27 protein-coding genes are annotated in these 26,242 nt (G+C 71.7%); 15 read left to right on the top strand and 12 right to left on the bottom strand.

Going from position 1 to position 26,242, the window contains the following annotated elements; translation table 11 throughout:
* Positions 1–6: 6 nt before the first annotated feature.
* From ACFQ9V_RS03250 to ACFQ9V_RS03220, 7 genes are all read left to right on the top strand, one after another.
* The gene (locus ACFQ9V_RS03250) at positions 7–1,614 is read left to right on the top strand and encodes an amidohydrolase family protein (RefSeq protein ID WP_382457738.1); all 1,608 of its coding nucleotides are present in this window, start codon (positions 7–9) and stop codon (positions 1,612–1,614) included.
* Positions 1,599–2,174, top strand: a complete 576-nt coding sequence (locus ACFQ9V_RS03245) for an RBBP9/YdeN family alpha/beta hydrolase (protein WP_382457737.1) — start codon at positions 1,599–1,601, stop codon at positions 2,172–2,174. The genes ACFQ9V_RS03250 and ACFQ9V_RS03245 overlap by 16 nt, the downstream gene beginning before the upstream one ends.
* A 187-nt stretch (positions 2,175–2,361) precedes the next feature.
* Positions 2,362–2,640, top strand: a complete 279-nt coding sequence (locus ACFQ9V_RS03240; RefSeq protein WP_382457736.1) for a hypothetical protein — start codon at positions 2,362–2,364, stop codon at positions 2,638–2,640.
* 37 nt (positions 2,641–2,677) lie between these two features.
* Positions 2,678–3,283 (top strand): hypothetical protein, encoded by a 606-nt coding sequence (locus ACFQ9V_RS03235; protein ID WP_382457735.1) that lies wholly within the window; start codon positions 2,678–2,680, stop codon positions 3,281–3,283.
* 6 nt (positions 3,284–3,289) lie between these two features.
* Positions 3,290–4,393 carry a peptidoglycan-binding protein gene (locus ACFQ9V_RS03230; RefSeq protein WP_382457734.1) on the top strand — a complete coding sequence of 368 codons (1,104 nt, stop codon included), beginning with the start codon at positions 3,290–3,292 and terminating at the stop codon, positions 4,391–4,393.
* 53 nt (positions 4,394–4,446) lie between these two features.
* Positions 4,447–4,983: an ATP-binding cassette domain-containing protein gene (locus ACFQ9V_RS03225; protein WP_382457733.1), complete on the top strand. Its 537-nt coding sequence runs from the start codon at positions 4,447–4,449 to the stop codon at positions 4,981–4,983.
* Positions 4,983–6,062, top strand: coding sequence for a hypothetical protein (locus ACFQ9V_RS03220; RefSeq protein ID WP_382457732.1), 1,080 nt, complete (start codon positions 4,983–4,985; stop codon positions 6,060–6,062). Before ACFQ9V_RS03225 ends, ACFQ9V_RS03220 begins: the two co-directional genes overlap by 1 nt.
* Here ACFQ9V_RS03220 and ACFQ9V_RS03215 read toward each other — a convergent pair.
* From ACFQ9V_RS03215 to ACFQ9V_RS03190, 6 genes are all read right to left on the bottom strand, one after another.
* On the bottom strand, positions 6,049–7,221 hold the full coding sequence (locus ACFQ9V_RS03215; RefSeq protein WP_382457731.1) for a mannitol-1-phosphate 5-dehydrogenase: 1,173 nt from the start codon (positions 7,219–7,221) through the stop codon (positions 6,049–6,051). The two genes, ACFQ9V_RS03220 and ACFQ9V_RS03215, sit on opposite strands and share 14 nt — an antisense overlap.
* A 13-nt stretch (positions 7,222–7,234) precedes the next feature.
* Entirely contained in the window at positions 7,235–7,672 is a 438-nt protein-coding gene (locus ACFQ9V_RS03210) for a PTS sugar transporter subunit IIA (RefSeq protein WP_382457730.1), read from the bottom strand.
* The gene (locus tag ACFQ9V_RS03205; protein ID WP_382457729.1) at positions 7,669–9,282 is read right to left on the bottom strand and encodes a PTS mannitol transporter subunit IICB; all 1,614 of its coding nucleotides are present in this window, start codon (positions 9,280–9,282) and stop codon (positions 7,669–7,671) included. Before ACFQ9V_RS03205 ends, ACFQ9V_RS03210 begins: the two co-directional genes overlap by 4 nt.
* 30 nt (positions 9,283–9,312) lie before the next feature.
* Positions 9,313–11,004: a phosphoenolpyruvate--protein phosphotransferase gene (gene ptsP / locus ACFQ9V_RS03200; protein ID WP_382457728.1), complete on the bottom strand. Its 1,692-nt coding sequence runs from the start codon at positions 11,002–11,004 to the stop codon at positions 9,313–9,315.
* Between the two features lie 2 nt (positions 11,005–11,006).
* A complete protein-coding gene (locus ACFQ9V_RS03195) occupies positions 11,007–11,273 on the bottom strand; it encodes an HPr family phosphocarrier protein (RefSeq protein ID WP_370055496.1) in 267 nt (88 codons plus the stop codon).
* Between the two features lie 63 nt (positions 11,274–11,336).
* Complete coding sequence (locus ACFQ9V_RS03190; RefSeq protein WP_382457727.1) at positions 11,337–11,645, bottom strand: PTS sugar transporter subunit IIB; 309 nt, start codon at positions 11,643–11,645, stop codon at positions 11,337–11,339.
* Positions 11,646–11,846: 201 nt separating this feature from the next.
* Between ACFQ9V_RS03190 and ACFQ9V_RS03185 the strand changes: the two genes are divergently transcribed.
* Positions 11,847–12,980: an acyltransferase family protein gene (locus ACFQ9V_RS03185; protein ID WP_382457726.1), complete on the top strand. Its 1,134-nt coding sequence runs from the start codon at positions 11,847–11,849 to the stop codon at positions 12,978–12,980.
* A gap of 80 nt (positions 12,981–13,060) precedes the next feature.
* Positions 13,061–14,962 (top strand): BglG family transcription antiterminator, encoded by a 1,902-nt coding sequence (locus ACFQ9V_RS03180; protein WP_382457725.1) that lies wholly within the window; start codon positions 13,061–13,063, stop codon positions 14,960–14,962.
* Positions 14,963–15,035: 73 nt separating this feature from the next.
* Here ACFQ9V_RS03180 and ACFQ9V_RS03175 read toward each other — a convergent pair whose 3' ends face one another.
* The 4 genes from ACFQ9V_RS03175 to nucS all read right to left on the bottom strand — a co-directional run bounded on the left by ACFQ9V_RS03175 (position 15,036) and on the right by nucS (position 17,391).
* Positions 15,036–15,446 (bottom strand): hypothetical protein, encoded by a 411-nt coding sequence (locus ACFQ9V_RS03175; RefSeq protein WP_382457724.1) that lies wholly within the window; start codon positions 15,444–15,446, stop codon positions 15,036–15,038.
* 94 nt (positions 15,447–15,540) lie between these two features.
* Positions 15,541–16,236, bottom strand: coding sequence for an HAD hydrolase-like protein (locus ACFQ9V_RS03170; protein WP_382457723.1), 696 nt, complete (start codon positions 16,234–16,236; stop codon positions 15,541–15,543).
* Between the two features lie 37 nt (positions 16,237–16,273).
* Positions 16,274–16,696 (bottom strand): SseB family protein, encoded by a 423-nt coding sequence (locus tag ACFQ9V_RS03165; protein ID WP_382457722.1) that lies wholly within the window; start codon positions 16,694–16,696, stop codon positions 16,274–16,276.
* Entirely contained in the window at positions 16,696–17,391 is a 696-nt protein-coding gene (nucS, locus tag ACFQ9V_RS03160) for an endonuclease NucS (protein ID WP_382457721.1), read from the bottom strand. Before nucS ends, ACFQ9V_RS03165 begins: the two co-directional genes overlap by 1 nt.
* Positions 17,392–17,475: 84 nt before the next feature.
* Here nucS and ACFQ9V_RS03155 point away from each other — a divergent pair, with 84 nt between their 5' ends.
* Complete coding sequence (locus ACFQ9V_RS03155) at positions 17,476–18,519, top strand: lactonase family protein (protein ID WP_382457720.1); 1,044 nt, start codon at positions 17,476–17,478, stop codon at positions 18,517–18,519.
* A 156-nt stretch (positions 18,520–18,675) separates the two neighbouring features.
* Here the strand turns inward: ACFQ9V_RS03155 and ACFQ9V_RS03150 are convergent, their stop codons facing one another.
* Positions 18,676–19,932: an MFS transporter gene (locus tag ACFQ9V_RS03150; protein ID WP_382457719.1), complete on the bottom strand. Its 1,257-nt coding sequence runs from the start codon at positions 19,930–19,932 to the stop codon at positions 18,676–18,678.
* A gap of 111 nt (positions 19,933–20,043) precedes the next feature.
* On the opposite strand from ACFQ9V_RS03150, the gene ACFQ9V_RS03145 reads away from it, so the two are divergent.
* Both ACFQ9V_RS03145 and ACFQ9V_RS03140 read left to right on the top strand, forming a co-directional pair.
* The gene (locus ACFQ9V_RS03145) at positions 20,044–21,111 is read left to right on the top strand and encodes a LacI family DNA-binding transcriptional regulator (RefSeq protein ID WP_382457718.1); all 1,068 of its coding nucleotides are present in this window, start codon (positions 20,044–20,046) and stop codon (positions 21,109–21,111) included.
* Between the two features lie 35 nt (positions 21,112–21,146).
* Positions 21,147–22,355: an amidohydrolase gene (locus ACFQ9V_RS03140; RefSeq protein WP_382457717.1), complete on the top strand. Its 1,209-nt coding sequence runs from the start codon at positions 21,147–21,149 to the stop codon at positions 22,353–22,355.
* A gap of 33 nt (positions 22,356–22,388) precedes the next feature.
* On the opposite strand, the gene ACFQ9V_RS03135 is transcribed toward ACFQ9V_RS03140, so the two are convergent.
* Positions 22,389–23,756, bottom strand: coding sequence for an MATE family efflux transporter (locus ACFQ9V_RS03135; RefSeq protein WP_382457716.1), 1,368 nt, complete (start codon positions 23,754–23,756; stop codon positions 22,389–22,391).
* Positions 23,757–23,842: 86 nt separating this feature from the next.
* On the opposite strand from ACFQ9V_RS03135, the gene ACFQ9V_RS03130 reads away from it, so the two are divergent.
* From ACFQ9V_RS03130 to ACFQ9V_RS03120, 3 genes are all read left to right on the top strand, one after another.
* Entirely contained in the window at positions 23,843–24,469 is a 627-nt protein-coding gene (locus tag ACFQ9V_RS03130) for a hypothetical protein (RefSeq protein ID WP_382457715.1), read from the top strand.
* 220 nt (positions 24,470–24,689) lie between these two features.
* Positions 24,690–25,202 carry an HNH endonuclease family protein gene (locus ACFQ9V_RS03125; RefSeq protein WP_382457714.1) on the top strand — a complete coding sequence of 171 codons (513 nt, stop codon included), beginning with the start codon at positions 24,690–24,692 and terminating at the stop codon, positions 25,200–25,202.
* A gap of 103 nt (positions 25,203–25,305) precedes the next feature.
* Entirely contained in the window at positions 25,306–26,211 is a 906-nt protein-coding gene (locus ACFQ9V_RS03120) for a hypothetical protein (protein ID WP_382457713.1), read from the top strand.
* Positions 26,212–26,242 lie beyond the last annotated feature (31 nt).

Genomic DNA, 26,242 nt, shown 5'->3' with positions numbered 1-26,242 from the left:
GCTGCCGTGGATGGCACGCCGCTGCTCATCCGCGGCGGCCTCCTCCTCGACGGGAGCGGCCGGCCCGGGCGCATCGGCGACGTGCGCGTGGAGGGCGGCAGGATCGTGGAGGCCGGACGCCGGCTGGACGCCACGGGCGCCCGCACGATCGACGCGGCCGGTCTCGCCGTGGCCCCCGGCTTCATCGACATGCACGCGCACTCCGACCTGGCCGTGCTCGACGATCCGCTGAACCTGCCCGCCGTGACCCAGGGCGTGACGACGCAGGTCGTCGGCCAGGACGGCCTGTCGTACGCACCGGCGAGCGAGGGGACGCTCGGCCTCCTGCGCGAGCAGCTCGCCGGCTGGAACGGTCCGCGGGGTCCGGAGGCCGGCTGGGCGGACGTCGCCGGCTACCTGGCCGAGGTCGACCGGCGCGGCGTCGCGGCGAACGTCGCCTACCTGGTCCCGCACGGCACCGTCCGCCTCGACGTCGTCGGTGCGGACGACCGTCCGGCGACCCCGGCCGAGCTCGCGGCGATGCGCGCCCAGGTCGACCGCGGGATGCGGCAGGGGGCGTTCGGCCTGTCGGCGGGCCTCAGCTACGCACCAGGGATGTTCGCGAGCACCGACGAAGTGGTCGCGCTCTGCGAGGTCGTGGCTGCGCGCGGCGGGTACTTCGCCCCGCACCAGCGCTCCTACGGCGCGGGCGCGCTCGAGGGCTACGCGGAGATGATCGGGATCGCCCGCCGATCCGGCTGCGCCCTCCATCTCACGCACGCGACCATGAACTTCGCCGTCAACCGCGGGCGCGCGGGCGAGCTGCTCGCACTCATCGACCGCGCGCTCGCCGACGGCGTGGACATCACGCTCGACAGCTATCCGTACCTCGCGGGGTCCACCACGCTCTCCGCCCTGCTGCCCGGCTGGGCGGCGGCAGGCGGCCCCGATGCCACGCTGCGACGGCTCCAGGACCGCGCGGCCCGGGCGCGCATCGTCCACGAGCTCGACGTCACGGGCTCCGACGGCGCACACGGCGTCCCCGTCGACTGGAGCGCCGTGGAGGTCTCCGGGGTGCGCGATCCCGCGCTCGCGAAGCGGGTGGGCCACACGATCGCCGACCTCGCCACGGCGGACGGCCGCCCTCCCGCCGAGGTCGCCCTCGACCTCCTGGTCGCCGACCGGCTCGGCACCGGCATCCTCCAGCACGTCGGCGACGAGGACAACGTCCGCACGGTCATGCGTCATCCGCGTCACACCGGCGGCAGCGACGGCCTCCTCGTCGGGAACAAGCCGCACCCGCGGGCGTGGGGGACCTTCCCGCGCTACCTCGGCCACTACGTCCGCGAGGAGGGCGTCCTGACCCTGGAGGACGCGATCGTGCACCTCTCGGCGCGACCGGCGGGCCGCCTCGGCCTCACCGACCGCGGCCGCATCGCACCGGGGATGACCGCCGACCTCGTGCTGTTCGACCCGGCGACGGTCGCTGACCGCGCCACCTTCGAATCGCCGCGTCTGCAGGCGGCCGGCATCCCGTGGGTGCTCGTCGCGGGCATCCCCGTCGTCGCGGACGGAAACCGGACGGAGGCCGTGCCCGGCCGGGCGCTACGCTCGGCCTCATGCGCGCGTTCCTGATCCTGCAAGGCTGGGGCAACTTCCGCCCGCCGGGGCACTGGCAGTACGAGCTCGCCGCCGCGTTGCGCGAGCGCGGTGAGCGCGTCGTCTACCCGCAGCTCCCGGACGCGCAGCAGCCGGACCTGAGCGCGTGGCGGGAGGCTGCGGCGGCGGCCCTCGGGGAGGCGTCGGAGGGGGAAGCGCGGGTGACCGTGGTCGCCCACAGTCTGAGTGCGATGCTCTGGCTGGGCGCGCGACCGGACGACGCCGGGGCCGGGTCGCCCGTCGAGCGCGTGCTCCTGGCCGCACCGCCGTCGCCCGCCTACCTGCGAGAGAACCCGGAGGTCGCCGCGTTCGCCGCGCTCGACCCCAGCAGGCCCGCGGCCAAGACCCGCATCGTCGCGTCCGACGCCGACCCGTGCAACCCGGAGGGCGCGCACGCCGTCTTCGCCGGGCCGCTCGGCATCCCGCTCACGACTATCCCGGGCGGCGGGCACCTCACGCCCGCGTCCGGATACGGAACGTGGCCATCGGTTCTCGACTGGTGTCTCGATCCGGCGGCCACGATCGTCCCGCGCTAACGCGGCGACGGCAGGACGCTCAGCGCTCGGCGGTTCAAGCGACAGGAGGCTGACCCCGCACGCCCGAACGCCGCCTCCCTGGCCGAGTCGGTCCGCTCGCACGAGGCGCTATTACAAACATTTACGGCTTCACATATTAATGCTACGGTCCTACGCGTGTCACAGGAGACACGACGAAAGGAACGCAATGAAGCACGGAATCATCAAGAAGATCGCAGGGATCGCGGTTGCGGCCGGGATCATGAGCGGTGCAGGGCTGGCGTTTGCCGCGCCTGCGCAGGCGGCGACGTACCACGTCGGCCTGGAGAAGTGGCGCGCGTACAACCACACGGATTCGTCGGGAAGTATTCGCCACTTCAACAACACGATGAGTGGAACCAAGTACGCGAACTGGGCGGGCAGGGGTGCGTGGTCGAATCAGAATGCGTGCTGGGCCGGGACCACCGGGTACGGCTTCCAGTACTGATCCGGAGCGTACACAGATGAGGAGAATGCGGTCGGCGATGGGCATCGCTCTCGCGTGCCTGACCGCCACGGCACTCGCCGGTTGCGTCACATCAGATGATGCAACCCCGGAGGACGACAGCACCACCCAGAACGAGTTCACCGGGGCGGTGCCGTCGTTCTCCGGCGTCTGGGCAGCGGACTTCGCCGAGATGTACCGAATGACGACGGACGGGACCGCACATCGGATTCTCGCGAAGGAGTCGATCACCGACGCTGACTATTCGGAGATCGGGGATCAGTTCATCGCCTGCATGGCGGCAAAGGACTTCACCGTCACGATAGACGACGCCTATGGGCGCTTCAGCGTCACCAACAGCGTCGACGGCAATGATCCCGTCGTCCAGAAGGCACTCCGCGAGTGCTCGCGCCCCTTCGATGTCGTGAGCGGCCTTCGTGCGCGTATGTTGCGCAACCCCCAGCACCTGGACGAGAACACCATCGTCGCCGCGTGCCTCGTCAAGGCAGGGCTGGTCGACAAGGACTACTCCGCGAAGGATTACGCGCGCGAACTCGACGAGTGGACGTTCTCGTTCAACCATGAGTCGGACAAAGCGGGGCGCTGCTTCAACGACCCGCTTGGGCTCGAAACCAGGGGAGGCTGACCCCGCATGCCCCCACGCCGCCTCCCCGGCCGTGCCTCGCTCCTCGTGGCCGTCGGCGTCGCGACGCTGAGCGTCGGTGTCTCGATCGGCGTCGCCATCGCGCCAGCGAGCACGCCCGCCGACATCGCGCGTTCCGTGAGCACCGGGTCGGTTCCCGTGTCGTCGCAGCAGTTCGCCGACGGGCGTCAGTTGGGCCTCGCCGTCGTGCCGGGCGCCCAGCGTTCGCTCGCGATGCCGCGCGAAGGGCGCGTGACCGCGCTGTCGTGTGTCCCGGGCGGTGAGTTGACCTCTGGGACGTCGACCGTCTCCGTCAACGACGATCCTCTCGTCTTCCTGGCCACCGGCCAGCCGCTGTGGCGGGACATCGCCGCGGGCGACACCGGGCCGGACGTGTCGGCGCTGCAGGCTGAGCTCGCTCGTCTCGGGTACGACACCGCCGTGGACGGGAAGTTCGGGCGGGGCACTCTCGCTGCCGTGCGTGCGCTCGCTCAGAGCAACGGTCATGCGTCGGCGGACTGGCAGGCGGCTCCCGCCGACCTGTTCGTCTGGCTTCCCGCTCCCGTCGTCACGGCCGTGTCCTGCGACGTGCAGGTGGGGGACCAGGTGGCAGCAGGGGACCCGCTCGCGACGCTGACGCGTGCAGTCGCCTCCGCGACGGTGCAGGGCATTCCCGGTGATGTCGTTGCCGGGGCACGAGAGGTCGCCGTCGACAGTGCGGTGATCCCTGTGGATGCGCACGGCATCGTCGCCGACGAGGCGTCGCTGCGTACACTCGCCGACACCGCGTCGTATCGGTCTGCGCTCGGCAACGCATCGGGGCCCGGACAGCAGGACGCCGGGAATGGAGACGGCGCCGTCACCGTCTCCGTCGACTTCCGGCTGGCCGAGCCCGTCGCGACGCTCGTCGTTCCCCCCGCTGCCCTGTATGCGATCGAGGGGGATGAGGCATGCGTCCTGAGCGGGGAGAAGCCGCGCGCGGTGCGGATGGTCGGGTCCCAGCTCGGCAAGACGTTCGTACAGCTTTATGAAAAGGGCGCCGAAAAGCCCACCGCCAGTCCCACCGTCACCCGCGTCGAGCTCGGCGTGCGTGGAGCCCCATCGTGCAGGTAGCGGTCACCGGACTCTCTCACCGTTTCGGAGAGGCCGCGCCGCTTTTCTCCGACGTGACCTTCACACTCACACCCAACAACGTCTACGCCCTCACCGGGCCATCCGGCTCCGGCAAGAGCACCCTGCTCAGCATCCTCGCCGGCTGGACCGAGCCCACCGGAGGCACCGTGCGTCGCGACAGCGTGCGATCCATCGCCTGGGTGTTCCAGAACCCGCACGGCGTCGCGGGGAGGACCGCGGAGGACCACGTCGCCCTGCCGTTGCTCGCGCGCGGGATGCTGCACGCCGACGCCCGGCGCGAGGCGCGGCAGCGGCTCGCCCGCGTCGGGCTGGCCGCCGTCGCGTCGGCGCCGTTCCATCAGCTGTCCGGCGGGGAGGCTCAGCGGCTCATGCTCGCACGGGGCATGGCGGCGGCTCCCGACCTTCTCCTGGTCGATGAACCCACCGCCCAGCTCGACACGACATCGTCCGATGCCGTAAACCAGGCGCTCTCCACGCTGGCGGACGATGGCACGATCATCGTCGTCGCGACACATGACGCTCGCACCAGGGATGCGTGCACGTCGGCCATCGACCTGGCGGCCCACTGATGCGTCCGCTCGCGATCGTCATTGAGGCCCTGCTCAACCTGCGTTCCGGCACGACACGGGGCGGGGTGTTCGGCGTCGTGCTCTGCGTCGTTTTGGCGGCGCTCGCGGCCGTGGAGGTGACCAGCGTCGCCGCCCTGCAGGCGGAGGGCCGCCGCTACCGCGCATCCGGAGCGGCGACGACCGTGTACGTCGCCGACGGCCGGATCGACGGTGCGGCCTGCGAGAGCCTCACTGCTGTGAAGGGTGTGCGGGCGGCGGGCGCGATCAGGGCGGCGGACAAGGTGACGGTCGACCGGCTCCCCGGTTCGCGTATCCCGGCGTTCGTGGTCAGCCCGCTGTTCGGCGGCTTCGAGTCGCTCGGCGGGGTCGAACCCGGTGCTGGGGTGCTGGTGTCCGCCGAGGTCGCGTCGACGCTCGGGGCCGATGTGGGTGACATCATCGGGATGCGCGAGGGCGAGACGGTCGTCGGCGGCGTGTACGACTACGCCGACGATGGGCGGACGCCGGGACTCGGATACGCGATCCTCATGCCGACGAACGACACACGCGCGTTCGATCAGTGCTGGGTCGAGGTGTGGCCGCAGTCGGCGGCTGTGGAGCGGCTGCTTCCGACGACGGTCAGGTCGGAGACCGGCGTGATCGACTCCCAGCCGCCGCAAGTGCAGCAGCTCAACTCGACAGTCGGGGTGCGGTTCGACGGAGCCGACCGGTTCGACGTGCGGGTCACCCGGTTCGCGCCAGCGGCGGCTGCGGTCGTGGCAGCGAGCCTCGGGTTCATCGCGGCGTGGCGGAGGCGGCTGGAGTTCGCCGCCGCCCGGCACAGCGGCGTTCGCGCAGGCGATCTCGCCGCGCAACTCGTCGTCGAGACGACGGTCTGGGTCGCGTTCGCGGCGCTCTGGGCGACCGGCGCGATCAGTGCACTCATCGTGGTCGTCGGTGGCGCGGACGCGCTGCCGGCGCTCTCGGTGCTGGCGGGCAGGGTCGTCGTTGCCGGTGCCTGCGCCACCGTGATCGGGTCGGTCGCCGCCGTGCTGCTCGCTCGCGAGAAGCACCTCTTCGTCTACTTCAAGCGCCGCTGACCCGCGGGGGCTCCTGCACCGCCCGCACCGTCGCCACCAGCGGCGCGAACAGCGGCTCGCCGTCGGTCACACCGGCGATCTCGCGCACGATGTCCTCCGCAACGGCTTCGCGCAGCAACTGCTGCAATTCCATGCTCTGCGTGTCCTCGGGCACGTCGAAGCGCAGCGCAGCGCCGATCGCGGCGAGCAGCGCCTCCGGGACGCCGCCGACGTACTGCACGTAGTCCGCGGCCGGGCCGACGAACCGGTCGTTGCGGCCGAGCTTCCGCAGCGGCTCGCGGCCGACGCGGGTCACCTCGTCCATCAGGTAGGGGTTGCGGAAGCGGTTCAGGATCTTCGCCCGGTACGCCGCCAGGTCCTCCGGGTCCAGCCCGTGCTTGGCGCTCAGTGCGGCCGACGTCTCCGCCAGCGCCGCCTCGGTCGCCGCCAGCACCGACGGGATGCCGATCGCCTCGCTGATGATCGTCGCGCCCGCCAGGAAGCCGGTGTAGGCCACCGTGGCATGCCCGGTGTTGACCGTGAACAGCTTGCGCTCGATGTACGGCCCGAGGGAGTCCACGAAGTGGGCGCCCGGGATCGGCGGCACGTTCCCGTTGAACGGGCTGCTGTCGACCACCCACTCGTAGAAGGTCTCCACCGTCACGTCGATGCCCGCGTCCGGCGCTTGGGCCGGGACGATGCGGTCGACGGCCGTGTTCGCGAACACCGCGCGGGCGGCCAGCTCGTCGCGGGTGTCGTCGTCGGGGAGGCCGTCCATCAGCTCCGCCGCGAGCAGGTCCGTCGCCCCGATGGCGTTCTCGCACGCCATCACCGCGAGCCGCGGAGCATCGGATGCCCGGGCCGCGAGCCCGCGCGCGATCACCGGTGCGACGAAGCGCAGGATGCGCGGGCCGACAGCGGTGGTGACCACGTCGGCGGTCGCGATCTCGGCGACCAGCGTGTCCTCCGCTGTCGCGCTGTTGATCGCCCGGAAGCCGGTGACGGTCTTGGTCTCCGCGTCGTCACCGACGAGGTGGACCTCGTACGAGTCCGCCGCGTCGAGCGCGTCGATCAGTTCGGCGTTGACGTCCGCGAACACCACCTCGTACCCGGCCTCGTGGAGCAGGAGCCCCACGAAGCCGCGGCCGATGTTGCCCGCGCCGAAGTGGACGGCTTTCATGCGAGCCCCCGTCTCAGTCGTTGACGTCGCCGAGCAGCGCGAACAGGGCGTCCGCGTCCGGCGCGTCGATGAGCTGCTGCACGTCGTCCTCCTCCGAGAAGAGGATGGCGATCTTGCTCAGGATGTCGAGGTGCTCGTTGTTCTTCCCGGCGATGCCCACGACGAACCGCACCTCCTCGCCGCCCCAGTCGAGCGGCGAGGAGTAGCGGATGAAGGAGAGCGCCGAACGCACGATCTCGTCCTTGGACTCGTTGGTGCCGTGCGGGATGGCCAGGCCGTTCCCCATGAAGGTGGAGACGGTCGCCTCGCGCTGCGCCATCGAGTCGACGTAACCCGGCTGCACGGCGTCGGCTCTGACGAGCAGCTCACCCGCCTCCCGGATCGCGTCCTCCCGCGTGGTCGCGTTGCCCGCGGCCACGACGTTCGCCCGGTCGAGAATCGTGTCGGTCATTTGGTGGCGTCCTCCGTGACGGTCTGCTGCTTGGCGACGAGGTCGACGACCTCGTCGTACTTGGGGCTGTTCATGAAGTTGTCGACGGAAACGTGTAGCGAGTCAGGCGACTGGCCTTTGGCCCGGTCGGTGAGCTCGCGCTGCGTGATCACCAGGTCGGCCGTGCCGTCGAGGTTGCTGATGGCCTGGTTCGTCACCGTGACCCCCTCCACGCCGGCCTTCTTGATCTTGTTCCGCAGCACGGACGCGCCCATCGCGGACGAGCCCATCCCAGCGTCGCACGCGAAGACGATGTTGCGCACCAGCCGGTCGGTGCCGTCGCCCTGCGCGTCGCCGGTGTCGTGCTCGCCCTCCTGGACCAGGCCCTCGAGGATCGAGGACTCCTTGCCCTTGTTGGCCTCGGTCTGCGCGACGGCGGCGGTCAGGTCGCCCAGGTTGCCCGCGGCGATGTCGCGGCGGCGGCTCGCCCGCAGGATGATCGACGAGACCACGAACGACACCGTCGCTGCGCCGACGACGGAGAGTGCCACGCCGGGGATGCTCGTGAGCGGAGACTGGATCAGCACGGCGATGATCGATCCGGGGGACGCCGGGGCGCGCAGGCCGGAGTTGAAGGTCACGTTGATCGCGATGCCGGTCATGCCGCCGAGGATCGCCGCGATGACGATCATCGGCTTCATCAGCACGTACGGGAAGTAGATCTCGTGGATGCCGCCGACGAACTGGATCAGGGCCGCACCCGGCGCACTGGCCTTGGCGATGCCCATCCCGAAGATCGAGTAGGCGATCAGGATGCCGAAGCCGGGACCGGGGTTGGCCTCCAGCAGGAACAGGATGGACTTGCCCTGCTGCTGCGCCTGCTCGATGCCGAGCGGGGTGAGCACGCCGTGGTTGATCGCGTTGTTGAGGAACAGCACCTTGCCCGGCTCGATCAGGAGGCTGGCGAACGGCAGCAGGTGCACCGAGATCAGCCAGTTGACCGCGTTGCTCAGGACACTGCTCAGCCACTCGACGAGCGGTGCGATCCCGAAGAAGGCGCCGATCGACAACAGCATTCCGACGATGCCGGCGGAGAAGTTGTTGACCAGCATCTCGAAGCCGGCCTTGATCTTCCCCTCCCAGAGGCGGTCCACCTGCTTCATCACCCAGGCGCCGAGCGGGCCCATGATCATGGCGCCGATGAACATCGGGATGTTGGAGCCGACGATGACACCCATCGTCGCGATGGCGCCGACCACGCCGCCGCGCACGCCGTAGACCATGCGGCCTCCGGTGTTCGCGATCAGCAGCGGCAGCAGGTAGGTGATCATCGGGCCGACGAGGCCCACGTACTGCTGGAAGGTGTGGCCGCTCGGGTCCTGGGCGAGCACGGTCGCCGCGCCGCTCCAGCCGATCTTGGCCTGGTCGCCGAAGCCGCCCAGGATCCCGCTGATCGCCCAGCCGGTGTTCTGGAGCCAGCCGGTGGCGATGAAGAGGGCCGTGATGAACCCCCAGGCGATGAACGCCGGGATGTTCGGCATGACCATGTTCGAGAGGAAGGTCCCGAAGCGCTGCACGTGGACGCGAGCGCTTCTGGGCTGCTTCGGCGTCGTCGCTGTCGCCGATGTCATGATGGTGCCTCGTTTCTGTGTCGGTCCTGCCTAGGCAGGTGGTTGGGCGAACCCGGCGGCCGTGGTTCGGACGGCCTCCCGGGCTTCGGCCGCGCCATCGGCGGCCAGTGCTGCCCCGGCCAGGGCTCTCGCCTGGTCGAGGGTGTAACGCGTGAGGGACAGCCGCACGTCGGCGAGAGCCGCGGGCGACATCGAGAGGGTGGTCGCGCCGAGGCCGACGAGCACCACCGCGAGCAGGGGGTCGGCGGCGGCCTCCCCGCAGATGCCGACCGGCTTGCCGTGCGCCGTGCCGGCCGCGCCGACCTCGCCGACGAGGCGGAGGACGGCCGGGTGCCACGGGTCCTGGAAGCCGGCGACCGAGCCGAGCAGGCGGTCGGCGGCCATCGTGTACTGGGTGAGGTCGTTGGTGCCGATGGAGGCGAACGCGGCCTCGGCCAGCACCCGGTCGGCCAGCAGTGCGGCGGAGGGGACCTCGACCATCACGCCGACCGTCTTCAGCCCGAACTCGCCGGCCAGCTTAACGAAGTAGCGGGTCTCCTCGACGGTCGCGACCATCGGGGCCATGACCCACAGGTCGGCCTTCGTCTGGGCGTCGGCCTCCGCCAGGGCGGTGAGCTGCTCGCGCAGGATGTCCTCGTTGGCGCGCAGCGACCGGATGCCGCGCAGGCCCAGCGCCGGGTTGTCCTCGTGCGCGTCGTTGAGGAACTCCAACGGCTTGTCCGCGCCCGCGTCGAGCACCCGCACGACGACCTTCTTGCCGGGGAACGCCTGCAGCAGCTTCACGTACTGCTCGCGCTGCTGCTCGACGGTCGGCGCCATCCGCGCGTCGAGGAAGAGGAACTCCGTGCGGAACAGGCCGACGCCCTCCGCTCCCGCGTCGATCGCCTTCTGCGCGCCCTCGGCCGAACCGAGGTTGGCCAGCAGCGGGATCGCGGTGCCGTCGGCCAGTGCGCCGGGCTCCAGACCGCCGGAGAGGGCAGCCTCCCGCTCGGCGATGCGGCGGCGCGCGTCGTCGCTCTGCGCCGCGCTGGGCGCCACGGTGACCGTGCCGGCCCCGGCGTCGAGGATCACCTCGGTGCCCGCGGCCAGGTCGTCCGCCCCGGCGACGCCCACGATCGCGACGATCGCCTTCTCGCGGGCCAGGATGGCGGTGTGGGAGGTCGGGCCGCCCTCCCGGGTGACCAGGCCGAGCACCTTCGTCAGGTCCAGCAGCGCCGTGTCGGCCGGAGCGAGGTCGCGGGCCACCAGGATGTACGGCTCGTCGGACTCCGGCACGCCCGGCGCGGCGCGGCCCTCCAGCGCCGCGATCACCCGCTGGGCCACGTCGTCCAGGTCGCTGGCGCGCTCGCCCATGTAGCCGCCGAGGCCGATGAGCATGTCGCGGAAGACTCCGAAGGCCTCGAACACCGCACGCTCGGCCGTGGCGCGGCCGTCGATGCGGGAGGCCACGTCGTCGGCGAGGGAGGAGTCCTCCGCCATCATCGACTGCGCCTCCAGCACGTCCGCCGCCGTCCCGGACACCCGGCCCGCGCGCTCGCGCAGGTCGGCGGCGACGGTCGCGACGGCCTGTGCGACGCGGGCCTTCTCCTCGTCCGGGGTGCGCGTGCTGAACGTGTTCTCCGGCTCGGGGAGCGGGTCGGACATCCGGAGCACCGGGCCCAGGGCGATGCCCTGGCCGATGCCGGCGCCGGTGAGCTGTGTCGTCTCCACGATCTCGGACATGATCAGGCGTCGTGGTCCGTGGTGAGGATCACGGCCAGGTCGTCGAGGACGGATTCGCCGTTCGCGGCGTCGGTCGTCAGCACGATCTTGTCGCCGTGGTCGATGCCCAGCGAGATGACGCCGAGGATGCTTCCGGCATCCACCGTGCGGCCGCCCTCCTTCGACAGCGACACCTTCGCACCGGAGGCGCCGACGGCCTCCACGAAGAGCTTGGCGGGACGGGCGTGCAGCCCGTGGGTCGATCCGACGGTGATGATCCGCTCAGCCATTGTTCCGGTCTCCTTCGTTGTCGATTGGCACGGTACGCCGCGGTTCCGCGGTGCCAGAGGCTCTCATCGTGCCTCGGCCTTCGCGTTCAGGGCCAGATCCAGCGCGAGTGCGCCGTCGAGCGCGGCGGGCGACACGGCGGGGAGGACGGCGACGGCGGTGCCGGTGGCGGCGGCCCGCGCACGAAGCGCGGGGACGACGGACTCCAGATGCGCGCCGACCAGGACGACGTCCACCGCGGCGAGCGAGTCGAGCTGGCTCGCGCTGCCCGCGGCGACCTGCACCTGCAGCCCGCGCGCCGCAGCGGCGTTGCGGAGCTTCACGGCGACGAAGGTGCTGGAGGCGCCGGCGCCGCAGACAACGATGATCTTCATCGACCTCATGCCTTTCGGTGGTGCACGAACGGGTGAAACGGAGTGGATCGGGTGGTCCGGTGGATCGTGACCATGCTCGTCCTGACGCCCAGGTGGGGGCCAGGAAGGTTTCTTCCTGGGGGTGCGGAAACGGCTTGCTCAGGCAGGAATGCTACATTGACATTGATGCTCTAAAATCGGGAGTCGACCGAAGGAGCGCGTATGCCGATCCCCACCGACCACGCGACGCGTTCCCGCCTCGCCCTCCTCGACATCCTCCGCCTCGCCGCCGCCCTCTCGGTCGTCGCCTACCACTGGTTGTTCTGGGGCCCCGAGAACGGCGCCGTGCACGCCTTCACCTCCACGCCGGTCACCTGGCTCGCCGCCTACGGCTTCCTCGGCGTGCAGCTCTTCTTCCTCATCAGCGGGTTCGTCATCTTCCTCTCCGCCTCCGGCCGGGAGGCGTCGGCGTTCGCTGCCGGACGGGCGACGCGGCTCTATCCCGCCTACTGGGCGGGCGTCGCGCTCACCTCGGCCACGCTGCTGCTCACTGCGCAGTCGCCGCCCGCCGAGCTCCTCCCGAAGTTCCTCGCCAACCTCACGATGGCTCCGGCCGCCTTCCGGCAGCCGCAGCTCGACGGCGTCTACTGGACGCTGACGCTCGAGCTGCAGTTCTACGCTCTGGTGTTCCTCTTCCTGCTGCTCCGGCGGCGGCACTGGCTGGAGACGTTCTTCCCGCTCTGGGCGGTCGGGATGCTGGGCACGACCCTCTTCGTGCCGCGCGTGGCGGCGCTCCCGCTGTGCGGCGACCTGTTCACCCTGTTCGCGGGCGGCGCGATCATCGCGATGGTGTCCCGCTCGGGATGGACGGCGCTGCGGGCGGCCGGTCTGGTCGCGAGCGCGATCGGCGGCGTCGTCGCGACCGTCCGGCGGGCGGAGGAGTCCGGCGAAGGCGCGGCGACGAACCCGGTCGTGCTGGGCGTCGTCGTGGTCCTGCTCTTCGCGCTGGTGTTCGTCCTGACCCGGCCGAAAGTGGCCGCCCTCCCGATCCCGGGGAGCCGGTTTCTGGGCGCGCTGACCTATCCGCTGTACCTCGCGCACGCGGTGTTCGGGTATGCGCTGCTCAATGCCTGGGTGGACCCGGAGGCGATCTGGCCCGGGGTCGTGGCTGCTCTCGTCGTCGTCCTGATCGTGGCAGCGGGCATCCACCTCGTCGTCGAGCGGGCGGGAGCGAAGGTCTGGCGTGCGCTGTTCGCGTTCGTCTTCTCGCCCGTCGCCCGGCTGGAGCGACGGCGGGAGCCGGCAGGGAAGGAGCGCAGTCGGAGGGCTGAACGCGCGCCCAGCCGTTCTTCCTGAGGGGCGGAAATCTGGCGCGGCCCGCCTGCGGGAACCCCGGCCGAGTGATTGACTCGGTTGCGGAAAGGTGGTCGCGTCGCATGGCGCTCTCGGCGAAGCAGACGAGGATGCTCGACATCCTGGCGCGTCGTGCTGCCTGGGTGACGGCCGCCGAGCTCGCGCACGACCTGGGCGTGACCTCCCGCAGCATCCGCAGTTACTCCGCCGCGCTCGGCGAGCTGGTCGAGTCGGGGCCGAGCGGCTACCGCGTGAAGGGCGACGCGTACGCCGCCTACCTGGCCGACGCGACGGGTGCCTCCCCGGCGGCGGGCTCGCCGCAGGAGCGCCTCGCGTTCCTCGCTAGGCGGCTGCTCGACGAGCCGGAGGGGATCGACGTCTACGAGACGGCGGAAAGCCTCTTCGTGAGCGATTCGACCATCGAGTCGGATCTCACCCGGGTCCGCAGCCTCCTCGCCGACACCGAGCTCGAGCTCGACCGCCACGGTCCGGTCGCGCGGCTGAACGGGCCGGAGATCGCGCGGCGCAAGCTGATCAGCCGGCTGTTCCGGGACGAGATGCGGCAGGGCGTCGTGGACATCTCGCGCATCCAGGAGGCGTTCGCGTCGGAGGGCCTGGCCGCGTTCAAGTCCGACCTGGTCGAGATGCTGGACGCGCGCGGGTTCTTCGTCAACGAGTACGGCATCAACGACGTGCTGCTGCACATGGCCGTCGCCCTCGACCGCGTCGCCAAGGATCGGGTGCTCCCCGCGACAGGCACGGCAGAGGCGGGGGAGGCCCTGCGCGGGCTGGCGGACGACCTCGGCGGCCTCGTGCGCACGCACTTCGACGTGGAGCTCGACCCGACCGAGCTGCGTTACCTCGCCATCCTGCTGCGCACGCGGGTCATCGCGCCGGGAGCGCGCGCGGACAGCGTCGCCGAGTTCGTCAGCGAGGCGGACCTCGACATCGTGCGCGGGATCGTCGCGCGCGCCTCCGCCGAGTACCTGGTCGACCTCCGCGACGAGGACTTCATCGTGCGGCTCACCCTGCACGTCCAGAACCTGGTGGCGAGGGCGCACGAGAACACCTACTCCCGCAACCCGCTCACGCGCTCCATCAAGAGCTCGTACCCGATGACCTACGAGCTGGCCGTCTACATCGCCAGCCGGCTGCAGGCGGCGGAGGGGATCGCGGTCAACGACGACGAGATCGCCTACATCGCGATGCACGTCGGCGCGTACCTGGAGCAGCAATCGCGCCGCCGGGACGCCGTGCGCACCGCGGTCGTCTGCCCGAACTACTACGACATGCACATCCTGCTGCGCGAGAAGCTGGAGAGCGCGCTCGGCGACGAGTTGGACATCGTCAGCGTCATCACCTCCACCGACGCCGACTGGTCCGCGATCGACGCCGACCTCGTGCTGACCACGATCGACCCGCGCGGGCGGCGGGAGAACACGGTCATCGTGCAGCCGTTCCTCACTGCAACGGACGTGGAGCACATCCGGCAGTCGGTCGCGCGCATCCGCCGGCAGCGCCGCAGGGCCGGGATCAAGAACGAGCTGCTCGAGTACTTCGACGAGAGCCTGTTCCTGCGCAACTTCTACGCGCGCGACGCGATCACGATGATCCGCGCGCTCGGGGACAGGATGATCGCCGCGGACGCGATCGGGCGCGACTACGTGGAGCAGGCGGTCGAGCGCGAGCAGATGTCGTCCACGGCGTTCACCGACACCCTCGCGGTGCCGCACGCCATGACGATGAACGCCAAGCGGACGGCGATCGCGATCGTCGTCAACGACACCGCGATGGACTGGGGTGACGCGCGGGTGAACGTGATCGCGTTCATCGCCTTCTCGGAGGGCGGCCGAGCCGCGTTCCAGACCGTCTTCGATCAGTTCGTGGAGGTCTTCTCCGACCGGGAGGCCGTCCTCGGCCTCATCCGCCGCGCCGACACCTTCACCGCCTTCATCGACGAACTCGTCCGCATCATCGACGCGTAGCGCCCCCGAAACGTGAGAAGTGGCGGGAATCGACCGTGCGATTCCCGCCACTACTCACTGTTCGGCTACCGGGTCAGTTGGCGGTGACGAGATACGTCACGGCGACGCCGGGGGTGCCCACGGCCACGGTGTACGTGGCGTTCTTGTAGACGGCCTTGCTGTCGGTCGCGCCGGGCTGGACCGTGTAACCGGCCTTCTCGAGAGCGGCCTTCGCGTCGGCGAAGCCGTTCTTGTCCTTCGGCTGGACGGTGACGGACCAGCCGTCGTTCTTGTCGCCGTTGGCCACGAGGATGGTGCCGGCGACGATCGGGACGTCCGACTTCGGGAAGTCGGAGGGGAGCGACTTGGAGGCCGCCTCCTGGGAAGCCGACGCCGAGGGCGTCGAGCTGGAGCCGTTACCGCTGCCGGAGCAGCCGGTCAGTGCGGCGATGGACAGTGCCGCGACGACGGCGGCGGGGACGAGCAGTTTGCTGTTGGTGCGCATCATTCTTCCTAGTGCTGTATGCGGTTCGGTAGTACAACACTCCAGCCTACTGCGCACCCTCCGACGCTGACCGCCGTGGGTTCTGGCGGCCCGCTCAGCCCAGCAGCAGCGTGCTGAGCTGGTCGGCCGAGTGCACGACCGCGATCGCGCCCGCCGCCTCGGCCGGGGAGCCGTAGCCCCACTCCACGAGGATCGTCGGGATGCCGTGCTCGCCCGCACCCTCCACGTCGTACGCGCGGTCGCCGACCATCACGGTGTGGTCGAGCGCGACGCCCAGTTCGCCGAGGCGGCGCAGCGCGTCGGCCACGACGTCCGCCTTGGCGCTGCGGCTCTCGTCCTCGGTCGCGCCGGCGATGACGTCGAAGTACTGCGCGAGCTCGAAGTGCTCCAGGATGCGAGTGGCCTGGGCCTCCGGCTTGCTGGTGGCGACGGCGAGCGGGATGCCGGCGGCCTGCAGTCGCTGGAGGAGGCCGCGGACGCCGGGGAACACGGCGCTGTCGAACGCGCCGTTGGCCGCATAGTCCGCCCGGTAGACGGTGAGCGCGTCACGGGCGCCCGCCTCGTCGAAGCCGGCCATCCCCTGCAGCGAGTCGAGCAGCGGAGGCCCGACGTACTCCACGAGTTCGGCGGGGGTGGGGACGGGGAGGCCGAGCGTCTCGAACATGCGCACCAGGGAGGACGTGATGCCGGGTGCGGAGTCGGTGAGGGTGCCGTCGAGGTCGAAGAGGACACAGGTCCAGGTGCGCGCGACGGGCGCGGGCGCCTCAGTGGTGGTGGTCGGGTTTGTCATAGCCGTCTAATGCTATGTGAGATGTACGAATGTATCGTCAGTGCTCGCTGAGAGCCGACTCGATGTGCGAGCGGGCGACGACCATCGTGTTGGCGGCTCCCGGGTCGAACTGCACGGCCACGAAGTCGGCGTTGGCGATGTAGCCGAGCGCTTCGGCGGCCGGGACGATCACGGCCTGCACGCGCGTGCCCGTGCCTCCCGCGGCTCCGACGGCGTTGCGCAGCGCCTTCATCGAGGTGAACAGCGGCAGCACCGGCTCGCCCGCGGTCGACTGGATGGTCCGCAGCCGCACCTCACCGGGCTCGGACCCGGTGACGTCGACCACGAGGCCGCCCTTCGTCGCGGCGGCGAGCAGCGCGTCCAGGTGCTCCATCGTCGGCTCGGCGGCGATGGCGGCGAGGGCCTTTCGGACGGCGCCGTTCTCGTAGGTCTGCGGGAAGCGTCCAACGGGTGCGGCCATCAGAAGAGCCTGCTGTCGCTGTCGTCCAGCCCCCGCATGGCGTCGTAGTCGAGCACCAGGCAGCGGATGCCCCGGTCTTCGGCCAGCGTGCGGGCCTGGGGTTTGATCTCCTGAGCCGCGAACACCCCGGACACCGGCGCCAGCAGCGGGTCGCGGTTCATCAGCTCGAGGTAGCGGGTGAGCTGCTCGACGCCGTCGATGTCGCCGCGGCGCTTGAGCTCGACGGCGACCGACGCACCGCGCTCGTCGCGGGCCAGGATGTCGACAGGGCCGATGGCGGTCATGTACTCGCGGCGGACCAGCACGTGGCCGTCCCCGAGGAGCTGGATCTGCTCGGCCAGCAGCTTCTGGAGGTGCGCCTCCACGCCGTCCTTCTGCAGCCCGGGGTCGATGCCGAGCTCGTGGGCGGAGTCGTGCAGCACCTCGTGGATGGACACGACGAGCATGTCGGCCGTCTTCGCCTGGCTGACGCGCCAGACCTCGGTGATCCCGGCCTCCTGCTGCAGCTCGTCCGGCTCGTCGACGGTGAGCGTGCAGGGGGGGCTCATCCAGTTGAGCGGCTTGTAGGAGCCGCCGTCGGAGTGGACGAGGAGGCTGCCGTCGGCCTTGAGCATGAGCAGGCGCTTGGCGAGCGGGAGGTGGGCGCTCAGGCGGCCGGCGTAGTCGACGGAACAGTTGGCTATCACGAGGCGCACCGGTCAAGTGTACGGTGCTGGCACATCGGCGATGCTGGCACAGCCGCGGCGCCGGCGCATTCGCGGTGCTGGCAGGATGAGGGGATGGCCCACGACCTCCTCATCGGCACGTACACGCAGCGCCTCCCGCACGTCGACGGTCACGCCGATGGTGTGCTCTCGGCGCGCTTCGACGGCACGGCGGTCGTGGACGTCGCCGTGGCGGCCGAGGTGCCGAACCCGTCGTGGGTGGCGGTGTCGGCGGACGGCTCCCACGTCTACGCGGTCGAGGAGACCGGACCCGACGGCGGCGTCTCGGCGTTCGCGCGTTCGGCGGACGGCTCCCTGCGGCCGCTCGGCCGCGTGTCGAGCGGCGGGGACTCGCCCGCGCACCTGGCGTTGCATCCCTCTGGCCGATTCCTGCTGACCGGGACCTACGTCGGCGGCACGGTCTCGGTCTTCGCGCTCGACGGCGGCGCGATCGGCGAGCGGACCGCGTTCGTGCAGCACGAGGGCCGCGGCCCCGACGCTGCCCGGCAGGAGGCTCCGCACGTCCACCAGCTCTCGGTCGACCCGGTGACCGGGGACGTCGTGGTGGTCGACCTCGGGCTGGGCGAGGTGCGCTGGTACGCGCTGTCGTCGGCGGGTGCGCTGACGCTGCGCCCGGGGGCGACCGTCGCGGTCGGCGCTGCGGGATCGCGGCATCTCGCGTTCCACCCGGACGGCCGGCACGCCCTCCTCCTGAACGAGCTGGACAGCACCCTCGACGTGCTGCGCCGGGAGGGCGACCGGTTCGAGCGGGTCGCCTCGGCGGGCACGCGCGGCCCGGACGCCGCGGGCGCGAACCTGCCCGCCGCCGTGCGGGTGACGGACGACGGGCGAACGGTGCTCGTAACCAACCGCGGGGACGACACCATCGCGGTGTTCGCCTTCGATGCGGCGGGGTCGGCGGTGGAGCTCGTAGAGGTCGTAGCGGCAGGAGGCCGCGCCCCACGCGACCTGGTGCTGTCGCCGGAGGGCGACCGGGTGCTCGCCGCGTGCCAGGACAGCGACGAGGTGGTCGTCTTCGCGTTCGACGCCGCGTCACGCGCGCTGCGCCGCCTCGGCGCGACGCCGGTGCCGACCCCCGTCTGCATCGCGTTCGCGTAGCTCGCACATTCGTGCCGAATGTCGCCTTTCGCGCCGCGATACCCCACATTCGTGCCGAATCCAGGCATCACTGCGACGCACGATTCGTGACGAATGTCGCGTTCGGCGGCGCGATACCCCACATTCGTGCCGAATGTGCGGAGTGCGGCGGCGGGGCTACTCGGCGGCGGGCTGCAGGCGCGTCCGGCGCTCGGCCGCGGGGCGCACGGCCGGCGCGGCCAGGAACGACGCCACCAGCAGCACGAGGATGAGGTACAGCGCGTTCAGGAGGCCGAACTCCTTGCCCAGGAACCCGATCAGCGGCGGCCCGACCAGGAACGCGCAGTACCCGATGATCGCGACCGCGGACACGCGCGCGGCCGGGTTCTCGTTGCCCTCCGACGCCGCCGACATCCCGAGCGGGAAGCCCAGCGAGACGCCGAAGCCCCACAGCACCGTGCCGATCACGGCCACCCACAGCGGGCCGCCGAGGATGAAGAGCAGGAGGCCGGCCACGCCCATCGCCGCCGTCACGCGGATCGCGGCGACGCGTCCGACGCGGTCGACGATCGGCCCGCCGAGCACGCGGCCGAGCGTCATCGCAGCGACGAAGAATCCGAACACGAGCGCGCCGGTGGAGTTGGACTGGCCGTGGCCGTCGACCGTGGCCAGCGCGATCCAGTCGTTCGCCGAGCCCTCGCCGAACGCCATGCCGAGCATGACGACGCCGATGAGGATGAGCCGCCAGTCCGCCCACACCGCCAGCGACGCGCGCAGCCTCTGAGCGAACGGGATGCGCGGCTTCTCGGCCGTCTCATCGCCGAGGTCCGCCTCCCGCGGGATGAAGCGGATCGCGACCAGCGCCACCACGACGAGCACCACGGCGATGAAGGAGAGGTGCCACACGACACCGATGTGGAGGGCCGCGGCGGCCGCGCCCATCCCGGCTCCGAGCACCGTGCCCAGGCTGAAGAAGGCATGCATGAGCGGCATCAGGGTCTTGCCGACCCGGCGCTCGACCGCGGTGCCCTCGACGTTCATCATCACGTCGACCATCCCGTTGCCGAAGCCGAGCAGGATGAGGCCGACCGCCACCATCGGCACCGCGTGGAACACCGTGGAGCCGAAGCCGATCGCCAGCGTGCCGATCGCCACGATCACCAGGCTCCCCACCATCCCCTTGTGCGGGCCGAAGCGCACCAGCACGAGGGAGGACACCGACAGTCCGACGATGGCGCCGGCCGACATCCCGAGGATGAGCAGTCCGACCGACGACGGGTCGCGGCCGAGGTCGAGGTCGTCGCGCACGCCGGGGATGCGGGCCACCCATGTCGCCATCGCGAGTCCGCTGAGGATGAAGATCACGAAGACCGCGTTGCGCCAGGCGCGCAGTTCGCCGCGGTCGCGGGTCGTCGTCGGGGTCGGCTGTGACATCGGCTGTCCTGGGGGGAGCGGGGGCCGCGAGCGGCCGGCGGGTTCTGGTGGGGGAGTGGATTTCGTCACTCGAATCGTTTCGATCGAAACGATTCGACTAAGCTACCACACGTGAACGACAGCAGCACACCCCTCGCGGGCGCCCGGCCGACGCTGGCCGCCGTCGCCCGCCTCGCCGGTGTCTCCAACTCCACCGCCTCCCTTGCCTTCTCCGGCACGGGCCCGGTCTCGGACTCCACGCGCGAGCGCGTCCTGGACGCCGCCAAGCAGCTCGACTACGCCGGGCCCGACCCGCGCGCCCGCTCGCTGCGCCGCGGCCGGTCGGGGATCGTCGGCGTCGTGATGGAGGAGCGGGTCGGCGACGCGTTCCGAGACCCGATCAAGATCGCCCTGCTCGACGGCATCTCCGACGAGATCGCCGCCGTCGACGCCGGCCTCCTCATCCTCACCGACGCGGGAGAGACCGCCCAGCGCATCGAGGACGCCCCGATGGACGCCGTGGTGCTGGTCGGCTGCAGCCCGCGCCTCGACGAGTCGGTCGCGATGCTGCGCCGGCGCGGCATCCCGCTCGTGGCGATCGAGGGGGACCCGGCCGACGACGTCCCCTCGATCGGCCAGGACAACCGGGAGGCCACGCGCCTCGCCGCCCAGCACCTCCACGACCTCGGCCACCGCGACATCGCGGTCGTCACACTGCCGCTCCCGCGCGACCGCGCGCGCGGACCGCTGACGTCCGCGATCGTGCGCGCCAGCAGCTCCACGACCGCCACCGAGCGCCTCGCCGGCGCCCGGGACGTGTTCCCCGACGCGGGCGGCTGGACGACCCGCGGCTCGTTCGTGGAGGAGGGCCGCATCGCCGGCGCCGCCCTCCTCTCCGACCCGTCGCGACGCCCCACCGCGATCGTCGCCCAGAGCGACCTGCTCGCCGCCGGCGTGATCCGCGCCGCCGAGGAGCTCGGCCTGGAGGTGCCGGGCGACGTCAGCGTGGTCGGCTTCGACGGCGTCCGCGTCGACGGCCTCTGGCCCTACGACCTGACCACCCTTGTCCAGCCCGCCGTCGAGAAGGGCCGCGCCGCCGGCCGCGCCATCGTCGACATGCTGGAGGGCCGCGCCCCGACCCCCACCTCCTTCACCAGCGAGTTCCACCGCGGCAACACGACGGCGGAACCGCGGAGGTAGAGGCCTCACCGCCCTCGCCGCATAGGGTGGACCGCATGGACCTCGAAGCCCTCTACCGCGACCTCCACGCCCACCCCGAGCTCTCATTCCAGGAGCACCGCACCGCCGGCATCGTCGCCGAGCAGCTGTCCGCCCTCGGCCTGGAGGTGCACACCGGCATCGGACGCACCGGCGTCGCCGGCGTGCTCCGCAACGGCGACGGCCCGACCGTGCTGCTGCGTGCCGATATGGACGCGCTGCCCGTTCGCGAGGAGACCGGCCTCCCGTGGGCGTCGACCCAGACCGCGCCAGGCGACGACGGCAACCCCGTCCCGGTCATGCACGCGTGCGGCCACGATATCCACATCACCTGCCTGCTCGGGGCCGTCGAGCGCTTCGCCACGTCCACCGACGACTGGTCGGGGACGATCGTGGCCGTGTTCCAGCCGGCGGAGGAGCACGGCGGCGGCGCGGACGTGATGGTCCAGGACGGCCTCTACGCGAAGGTCCCTGCGCCGGACGTCGTGCTCGGCCAGCACGTGACCCCGTTCCCCGCCGGCATGGTGGGCGCGCATCCCGGCGCCGCGATGGCCGCGGTCGACGCCTTCGAGGTGACCCTGCGCGGCCGCGGAGGCCACGGCTCGCGCCCGGAGACCACCATCGACCCGGTGGTGATGGCGGCCTCCGCGGTCATGCGCCTCCAGACCGTCGTGTCGCGCGAGACCGCCCCGCAGGACACCGCGGTCGTCACCGTAGGCACCCTCCACGCCGGCACCAAGAACAACATCATCGCGCCGTCGGCGACCCTCGGGATCAGCGTGCGCAGCTTCGACGAGACGGTCCGCGCGCGCGTGCTGGAGGGCGTCGACCGCATCCTCCGCGCGGAGCTGCAGGCCAGCGGCTCCCCGCACGAGCCGACGACGGAGTGGGGCGAGCGCTACCCGGTCACGGTCAACGATGTGGAGGCCACGGCCCGCGTGAACGCGGCGTTCGCGTCCGAGTTCGGCGAGGAGGCCGTGCTCGAGCCGGGTGCGCTGTCCGGCAGCGAGGACGTCGGCAACCTGGCGACGGCGGCGGGAGTCCCGCTCGTCTACTGGCTGCTCGGCGGCGGCGACCCCGAGACCGTGCGCGCGGCGATCGCGGCGGGAACCGTGGAGACGGACATCCCGTCCAACCACTCGCCGTTCTTCGCGCCGGTGGCGCAGCCGACGATCGACGTGGGCGTGCGGGCGCTGGTGGTGGCGGCGCGGGAGTGGCTGGGGTGAGCTGAAGGTAGCGGGGTGCGCGATCGCGCCCCGCTACCGTTCCGCTCCCGCCCGCATCCACGCCCGCCCACGCGCCCGCAGCCCGAGCGTCACCGCCCGCGCACCGAGGTACCCGAACGCGAACGCCGCCGTCAGCGCCGCCAGCCCGCCCGCGTCAGGCGACCCCCACGCCACCACCGCGAGCGCCAGCGGAACGAACACCGCCACGTTCAGCACCCCCGTCAACGCCAGATACCGCGCGTCCCCCGCACCGATCAGCACGCCGTCGAGCACGAACACGTAGCCGCCAAGCGGCGCGCTCACCCCGATGATGGCGAGCGCCGCCGGAAGCAGCGCCGCCACCGACGGGCTGCTCGTGAACAGCCCAGCCGCGACCGGGCTGAGCGCGACCGTCGCCGCCCCCAGGACCAGGCCGGCGCCGAGCCCCCACTGCACGCAGCGGCGCAGCACCTCCCGGACGTCGCCGAGCTCCCCGGCGCCGAGCCCCTTGCCGACCAGCGCCTGCGCCGCGATCGCGAGCGCATCCAGCGCGAACGCGAGCGTCGCGAACACGGTCATCGTCACCTGGAAGGCCGCGAGCTCCTCCGGTCCCAGCCGGGTCGCGCAGAACACGGCCAGCAGCATCGCCGCGCGCAGGCTCGCCGTGCGCAGGAACAGCCATCCCCCCGCCCGGGCGGTCCGGCCGATCCCGGCATGGTGCGGGAGCAGCGGGGAGCCGACGCGTCGCGCGTGCCGGACGACGACGACCGCGTACACGACGACCATCGCCCACTGCGCCACGACGGTCCCGATCGCGGAGCCGGCGATCCCGAGCCCGGCCAGATAGATGAAGCAGAAGTTGAGCACGATGTTCGCCCCGAACCCCGCGACGGCGACCGCGAGCGGGGTGCGCGTGTCCTGGAGGCCGCGCAGCAGCCCGGTCATCGCGAACACGAGCAGCATGGCCGGGAGCCCGAGCATCGAGATGGTGAGGTAGGTCTCCGCCTGGGCGGCGACCTCCCCGGACGCGCCGAACAGCCCCACCAGCAGTGGGGAGGCCGCCCATCCGGCCGCCGCGAGCACGATTCCGAGCGCGAGCGCCAGCCAGCTCCCGTCCACGCCGGCGGCGACCGCCCCGCGCTCGTCACCCGCGCCCAGCCGACGTGCGACGGCGGGCGTGGTCGAGTAGGCGAGGAACACCATGAGCCCCACGACGGTCTGCAGGATGGCGCTCGCGATCCCGAGCCCGGCGAGCGGCGCGACGCCCAGGTGCCCGACCATCGCCGAATCGGCCAGCAGGAAGAGCGGCTCGGCCACGAGGGCGCCGAGCGCAGGGACGGCGAGGCGCAGGATCTCGCGGTCGAGCGGTCGGCGGGGGAGGACGTTCACGGCGGGGACAACGCTATCGCGAGGGGGTGACATCGTTTGGTGGTCCCCGGAACACGGCCGCGTCCCGGCGACCTCGTGTCGGTCGCCCCGGTGTCGGTGGCTGTTCCTACAGTGGAGGGATGAGCCACCTGATGCCGGAACTGCTGTCCACCTGGTCCTGGCGTCTCGAGCGGGTGCGCAACGGGCGCACGGTGCTCACCAAGGGGCAGGCGGCGTCCGCGCGCACCGACCTCCTCCACGACCGGTCTGCGCATCCGGGCGACTACTCGGGCTACGAGGACGAGTACAGCTCGGCCGTCGACGCGCTGGGCCTGCTCGCGCAGCAGGCCAACCGCAGCGACGACCTCCTGGCGGTGCTCCGTTCCGAGCGGCGGGCGGCGGACGGCCCGGCGCGCGAACGGTACGCCACCGCGCCCGACAGCGCGGGAGCCCACCGCGCCTCCCTCGCCGCCGAGCACGATCGCGTCCCGGCTGGGCTTCCGGAGGCTCTGGACCAGTGGGTGCATCGGCTCATCCGCTACCGCAGCGGCGCCAAGATCATCGCCCCGGTCGAGGCCGCCCGCGCCGAGATCCGGCTGCGCAACGAGGCCGACCTCAACCCGGGCGCCTACCGCAACGCGACCGCCGCGCCGTACTTCGGGAGGGTGATGCGGGAGCTCGGCGAGATCGCGACCTCACAACGGCCGGGAGTCCACCTCTCCCGGCGCGGGCTTCATCGCGGCCTCGCCGACGACTCGTTCCTGTGAGCAGGACGTCCGTGCGGCGCCGTGGCCGGTCGCTGCCGTCGCGCTTCTGCTCGCCCTCGCCGGAGCGGGAGGCTACGCGGCGCTGAACGGCGGAGCTGCACCGGCCGAGCCGACGACGGCGGGCGCCTCGACGCCGGCACCCGCCTCCCCGCCCGGCGCCCGCACGGCGGCGGGCCTGCTCGACGCGCCCGGCGCGCGCGCCGCGCTCGCGCAGCTCCCGGTGAAGGGCCGCGCGCCGGCGACCGGGTACGACCGCGTCGGCCGCTTCGGCGAGGCGTGGCTCGACGTCGACAAGAACGGCTGCGACACGCGGGACGACGTCCTCGCCCGCGACCTGGCCGCGGTCACCCGTCGCACGGACTGCGCGGTCCTCACCGGCACCCTGAGCGACCCGTACACCGGCCGCAGCATCGCGTTCACCCGTGGGGTGCAGACCTCCGCGCTCGTCCAGATCGACCACGTCGTCGCACTGCTCGACGCCTGGCAGACCGGCGCCCAGGCGTTGAGCCAGGAGGCGCGCGTCCAGCTCGCGAACGACCCGCTCGAGCTGCTGGCGGTGGACGGGGCGACGAACCAGGCGAAGGGCGCGGGCGACGCAGCGACCTGGCTGCCGCCGAATCGCGGATTCCGTTGCGAGTATGCGGCCCGCCAGGTCGCAGTCAAGGCGAAGTACGGACTGTGGGTGACGGCCGCGGAGGGTGCGGCGTTGAAGGGGATCCTGGCCGGGTGCTGAGCGCCGCGCCGACCCCGTGTCGGGCCGCGACCGGCCGCTACGATCAACGCATGCAGCAAGAGCGCATGATCCCCGGCCGGTCCGGCGTCACCGCGGTGCGACCATGACGCCCGCCGAGGCGGCCGCCCTGCTCGGGCTCCCCGAGAACGCGACCGAAGCGCAGATCACCGAAGCGTACGCCGCGCACATCGCGACCGTTCCGGAGAGCGAGATCGCCGCCGTCGACGCGCTCGCGCGGGCCCGGGACGCCCTGCACGCCGGGGTCCGCTGGCAGCCGCCGCAGAGCACTGGTGCGGCGCAGGGCTGGGGACGGCCGCAGGGCGGGACGACGCCGATCGGACTGGGGCCGCAGCCGGGCGGGGGGGTGCCGCCGGCGCCGAACACGAATCAGCCGGGATACCCGCCGCAGCCGGCTCAAGTGCCGCAGGGAGTGGCACCCCGGCACGCCGCATACCCGCCGCCGCAGCCCGGGTTCCCATCCCAGCCTGCCCCCGCGCCGCAGTACACCGCTCCTCAGCAGTCGGCATATCCTCCGCAACCCCCCGCCTACCCCACCCGCCCCCGCACGCCGCTCTCCAACGGCGCCATCATCGGCATCGCCCTCGGCAGCACCGCCCTCCTCCTCGTCGTCCTGCTCGTCGCGGTCATCGCCCTCGCCGGCAGCGCCCAGCGCGGCCTCGCGAGCGCCGCCTCCCCGCACGGCTCCGCCGCCGCGCCGTCCGCCGCCCCGTCGAGCGGAGACCCGTCGGCGGCCGACCAGAGTTACGTCATCGACGGCGTGACGATCCAGCCGGAGCAGGGGTGGACCTTCCTGCTGACCTCCCAGCGCGACTGCCCCGCCGCCGAGGTGATCGTCGGGTTCGCGGACACCGTCGACGGCGACTCCATCGATCAGCACACCGACACCGTGTCTCTGAAGGCGGGTGTCCCGTACACCTACACGGTCCCCGACACCGCCTCCACCCACCAGTACGCGGGCATCGACGACCTGCAGTGCGTCCCGACCTGACCCGGACACGTGTAAGGGCTCCGTTAAAAGT

The sequence above is a fragment of the Leifsonia sp. NPDC056665 genome (assembly GCF_042791795.1).
Classification (GTDB): domain Bacteria; phylum Actinomycetota; class Actinomycetes; order Actinomycetales; family Microbacteriaceae; genus Leifsonia.
The sequence above is the reverse complement of the archived record's forward strand: the minus strand, read 5'-3'. Positions and strand labels throughout refer to the sequence as shown.

What these genes read in the sequence shown, in the direction of transcription:
- ACFQ9V_RS03210 (WP_382457730.1), bottom strand. Translation starts at nt 7,672, where the DNA reads ATGACCGACACGATTCTCGACCGGGCGAACGTCGTGGCCGCGGGCAAC.
- ACFQ9V_RS03155 (WP_382457720.1), top strand. Translation starts at nt 17,476, where the DNA reads ATGGCCCACGACCTCCTCATCGGCACGTACACGCAGCGCCTCCCGCAC.
- ACFQ9V_RS03195 (WP_370055496.1), bottom strand. Translation starts at nt 11,273, where the DNA reads ATGGCTGAGCGGATCATCACCGTCGGATCGACCCACGGGCTGCACGCC.
- ACFQ9V_RS03220 (WP_382457732.1), top strand. Translation starts at nt 4,983, where the DNA reads ATGCGTCCGCTCGCGATCGTCATTGAGGCCCTGCTCAACCTGCGTTCC.
- ACFQ9V_RS03140 (WP_382457717.1), top strand. Translation starts at nt 21,147, where the DNA reads ATGGACCTCGAAGCCCTCTACCGCGACCTCCACGCCCACCCCGAGCTC.
- ACFQ9V_RS03165 (WP_382457722.1), bottom strand. Translation starts at nt 16,696, where the DNA reads ATGGCCGCACCCGTTGGACGCTTCCCGCAGACCTACGAGAACGGCGCC.
- ACFQ9V_RS03190 (WP_382457727.1), bottom strand. Translation starts at nt 11,645, where the DNA reads ATGAAGATCATCGTTGTCTGCGGCGCCGGCGCCTCCAGCACCTTCGTC.
- ACFQ9V_RS03245 (WP_382457737.1), top strand. Translation starts at nt 1,599, where the DNA reads ATGCGCGCGTTCCTGATCCTGCAAGGCTGGGGCAACTTCCGCCCGCCG.
- ACFQ9V_RS03120 (WP_382457713.1), top strand. Translation starts at nt 25,306, where the DNA reads ATGACGCCCGCCGAGGCGGCCGCCCTGCTCGGGCTCCCCGAGAACGCG.
- ACFQ9V_RS03230 (WP_382457734.1), top strand. Translation starts at nt 3,290, where the DNA reads ATGCCCCCACGCCGCCTCCCCGGCCGTGCCTCGCTCCTCGTGGCCGTC.
- ACFQ9V_RS03205 (WP_382457729.1), bottom strand. Translation starts at nt 9,282, where the DNA reads ATGACATCGGCGACAGCGACGACGCCGAAGCAGCCCAGAAGCGCTCGC.
- ACFQ9V_RS03135 (WP_382457716.1), bottom strand. Translation starts at nt 23,756, where the DNA reads ATGTCACCCCCTCGCGATAGCGTTGTCCCCGCCGTGAACGTCCTCCCC.
- ACFQ9V_RS03180 (WP_382457725.1), top strand. Translation starts at nt 13,061, where the DNA reads ATGGCGCTCTCGGCGAAGCAGACGAGGATGCTCGACATCCTGGCGCGT.
- ptsP (WP_382457728.1), bottom strand. Translation starts at nt 11,004, where the DNA reads ATGTCCGAGATCGTGGAGACGACACAGCTCACCGGCGCCGGCATCGGC.
- ACFQ9V_RS03150 (WP_382457719.1), bottom strand. Translation starts at nt 19,932, where the DNA reads ATGTCACAGCCGACCCCGACGACGACCCGCGACCGCGGCGAACTGCGC.
- ACFQ9V_RS03235 (WP_382457735.1), top strand. Translation starts at nt 2,678, where the DNA reads ATGGGCATCGCTCTCGCGTGCCTGACCGCCACGGCACTCGCCGGTTGC.
- ACFQ9V_RS03185 (WP_382457726.1), top strand. Translation starts at nt 11,847, where the DNA reads ATGCCGATCCCCACCGACCACGCGACGCGTTCCCGCCTCGCCCTCCTC.
- ACFQ9V_RS03240 (WP_382457736.1), top strand. Translation starts at nt 2,362, where the DNA reads ATGAAGCACGGAATCATCAAGAAGATCGCAGGGATCGCGGTTGCGGCC.
- ACFQ9V_RS03130 (WP_382457715.1), top strand. Translation starts at nt 23,843, where the DNA reads ATGAGCCACCTGATGCCGGAACTGCTGTCCACCTGGTCCTGGCGTCTC.
- ACFQ9V_RS03175 (WP_382457724.1), bottom strand. Translation starts at nt 15,446, where the DNA reads ATGCGCACCAACAGCAAACTGCTCGTCCCCGCCGCCGTCGTCGCGGCA.
- ACFQ9V_RS03170 (WP_382457723.1), bottom strand. Translation starts at nt 16,236, where the DNA reads ATGACAAACCCGACCACCACCACTGAGGCGCCCGCGCCCGTCGCGCGC.
- ACFQ9V_RS03215 (WP_382457731.1), bottom strand. Translation starts at nt 7,221, where the DNA reads ATGAAAGCCGTCCACTTCGGCGCGGGCAACATCGGCCGCGGCTTCGTG.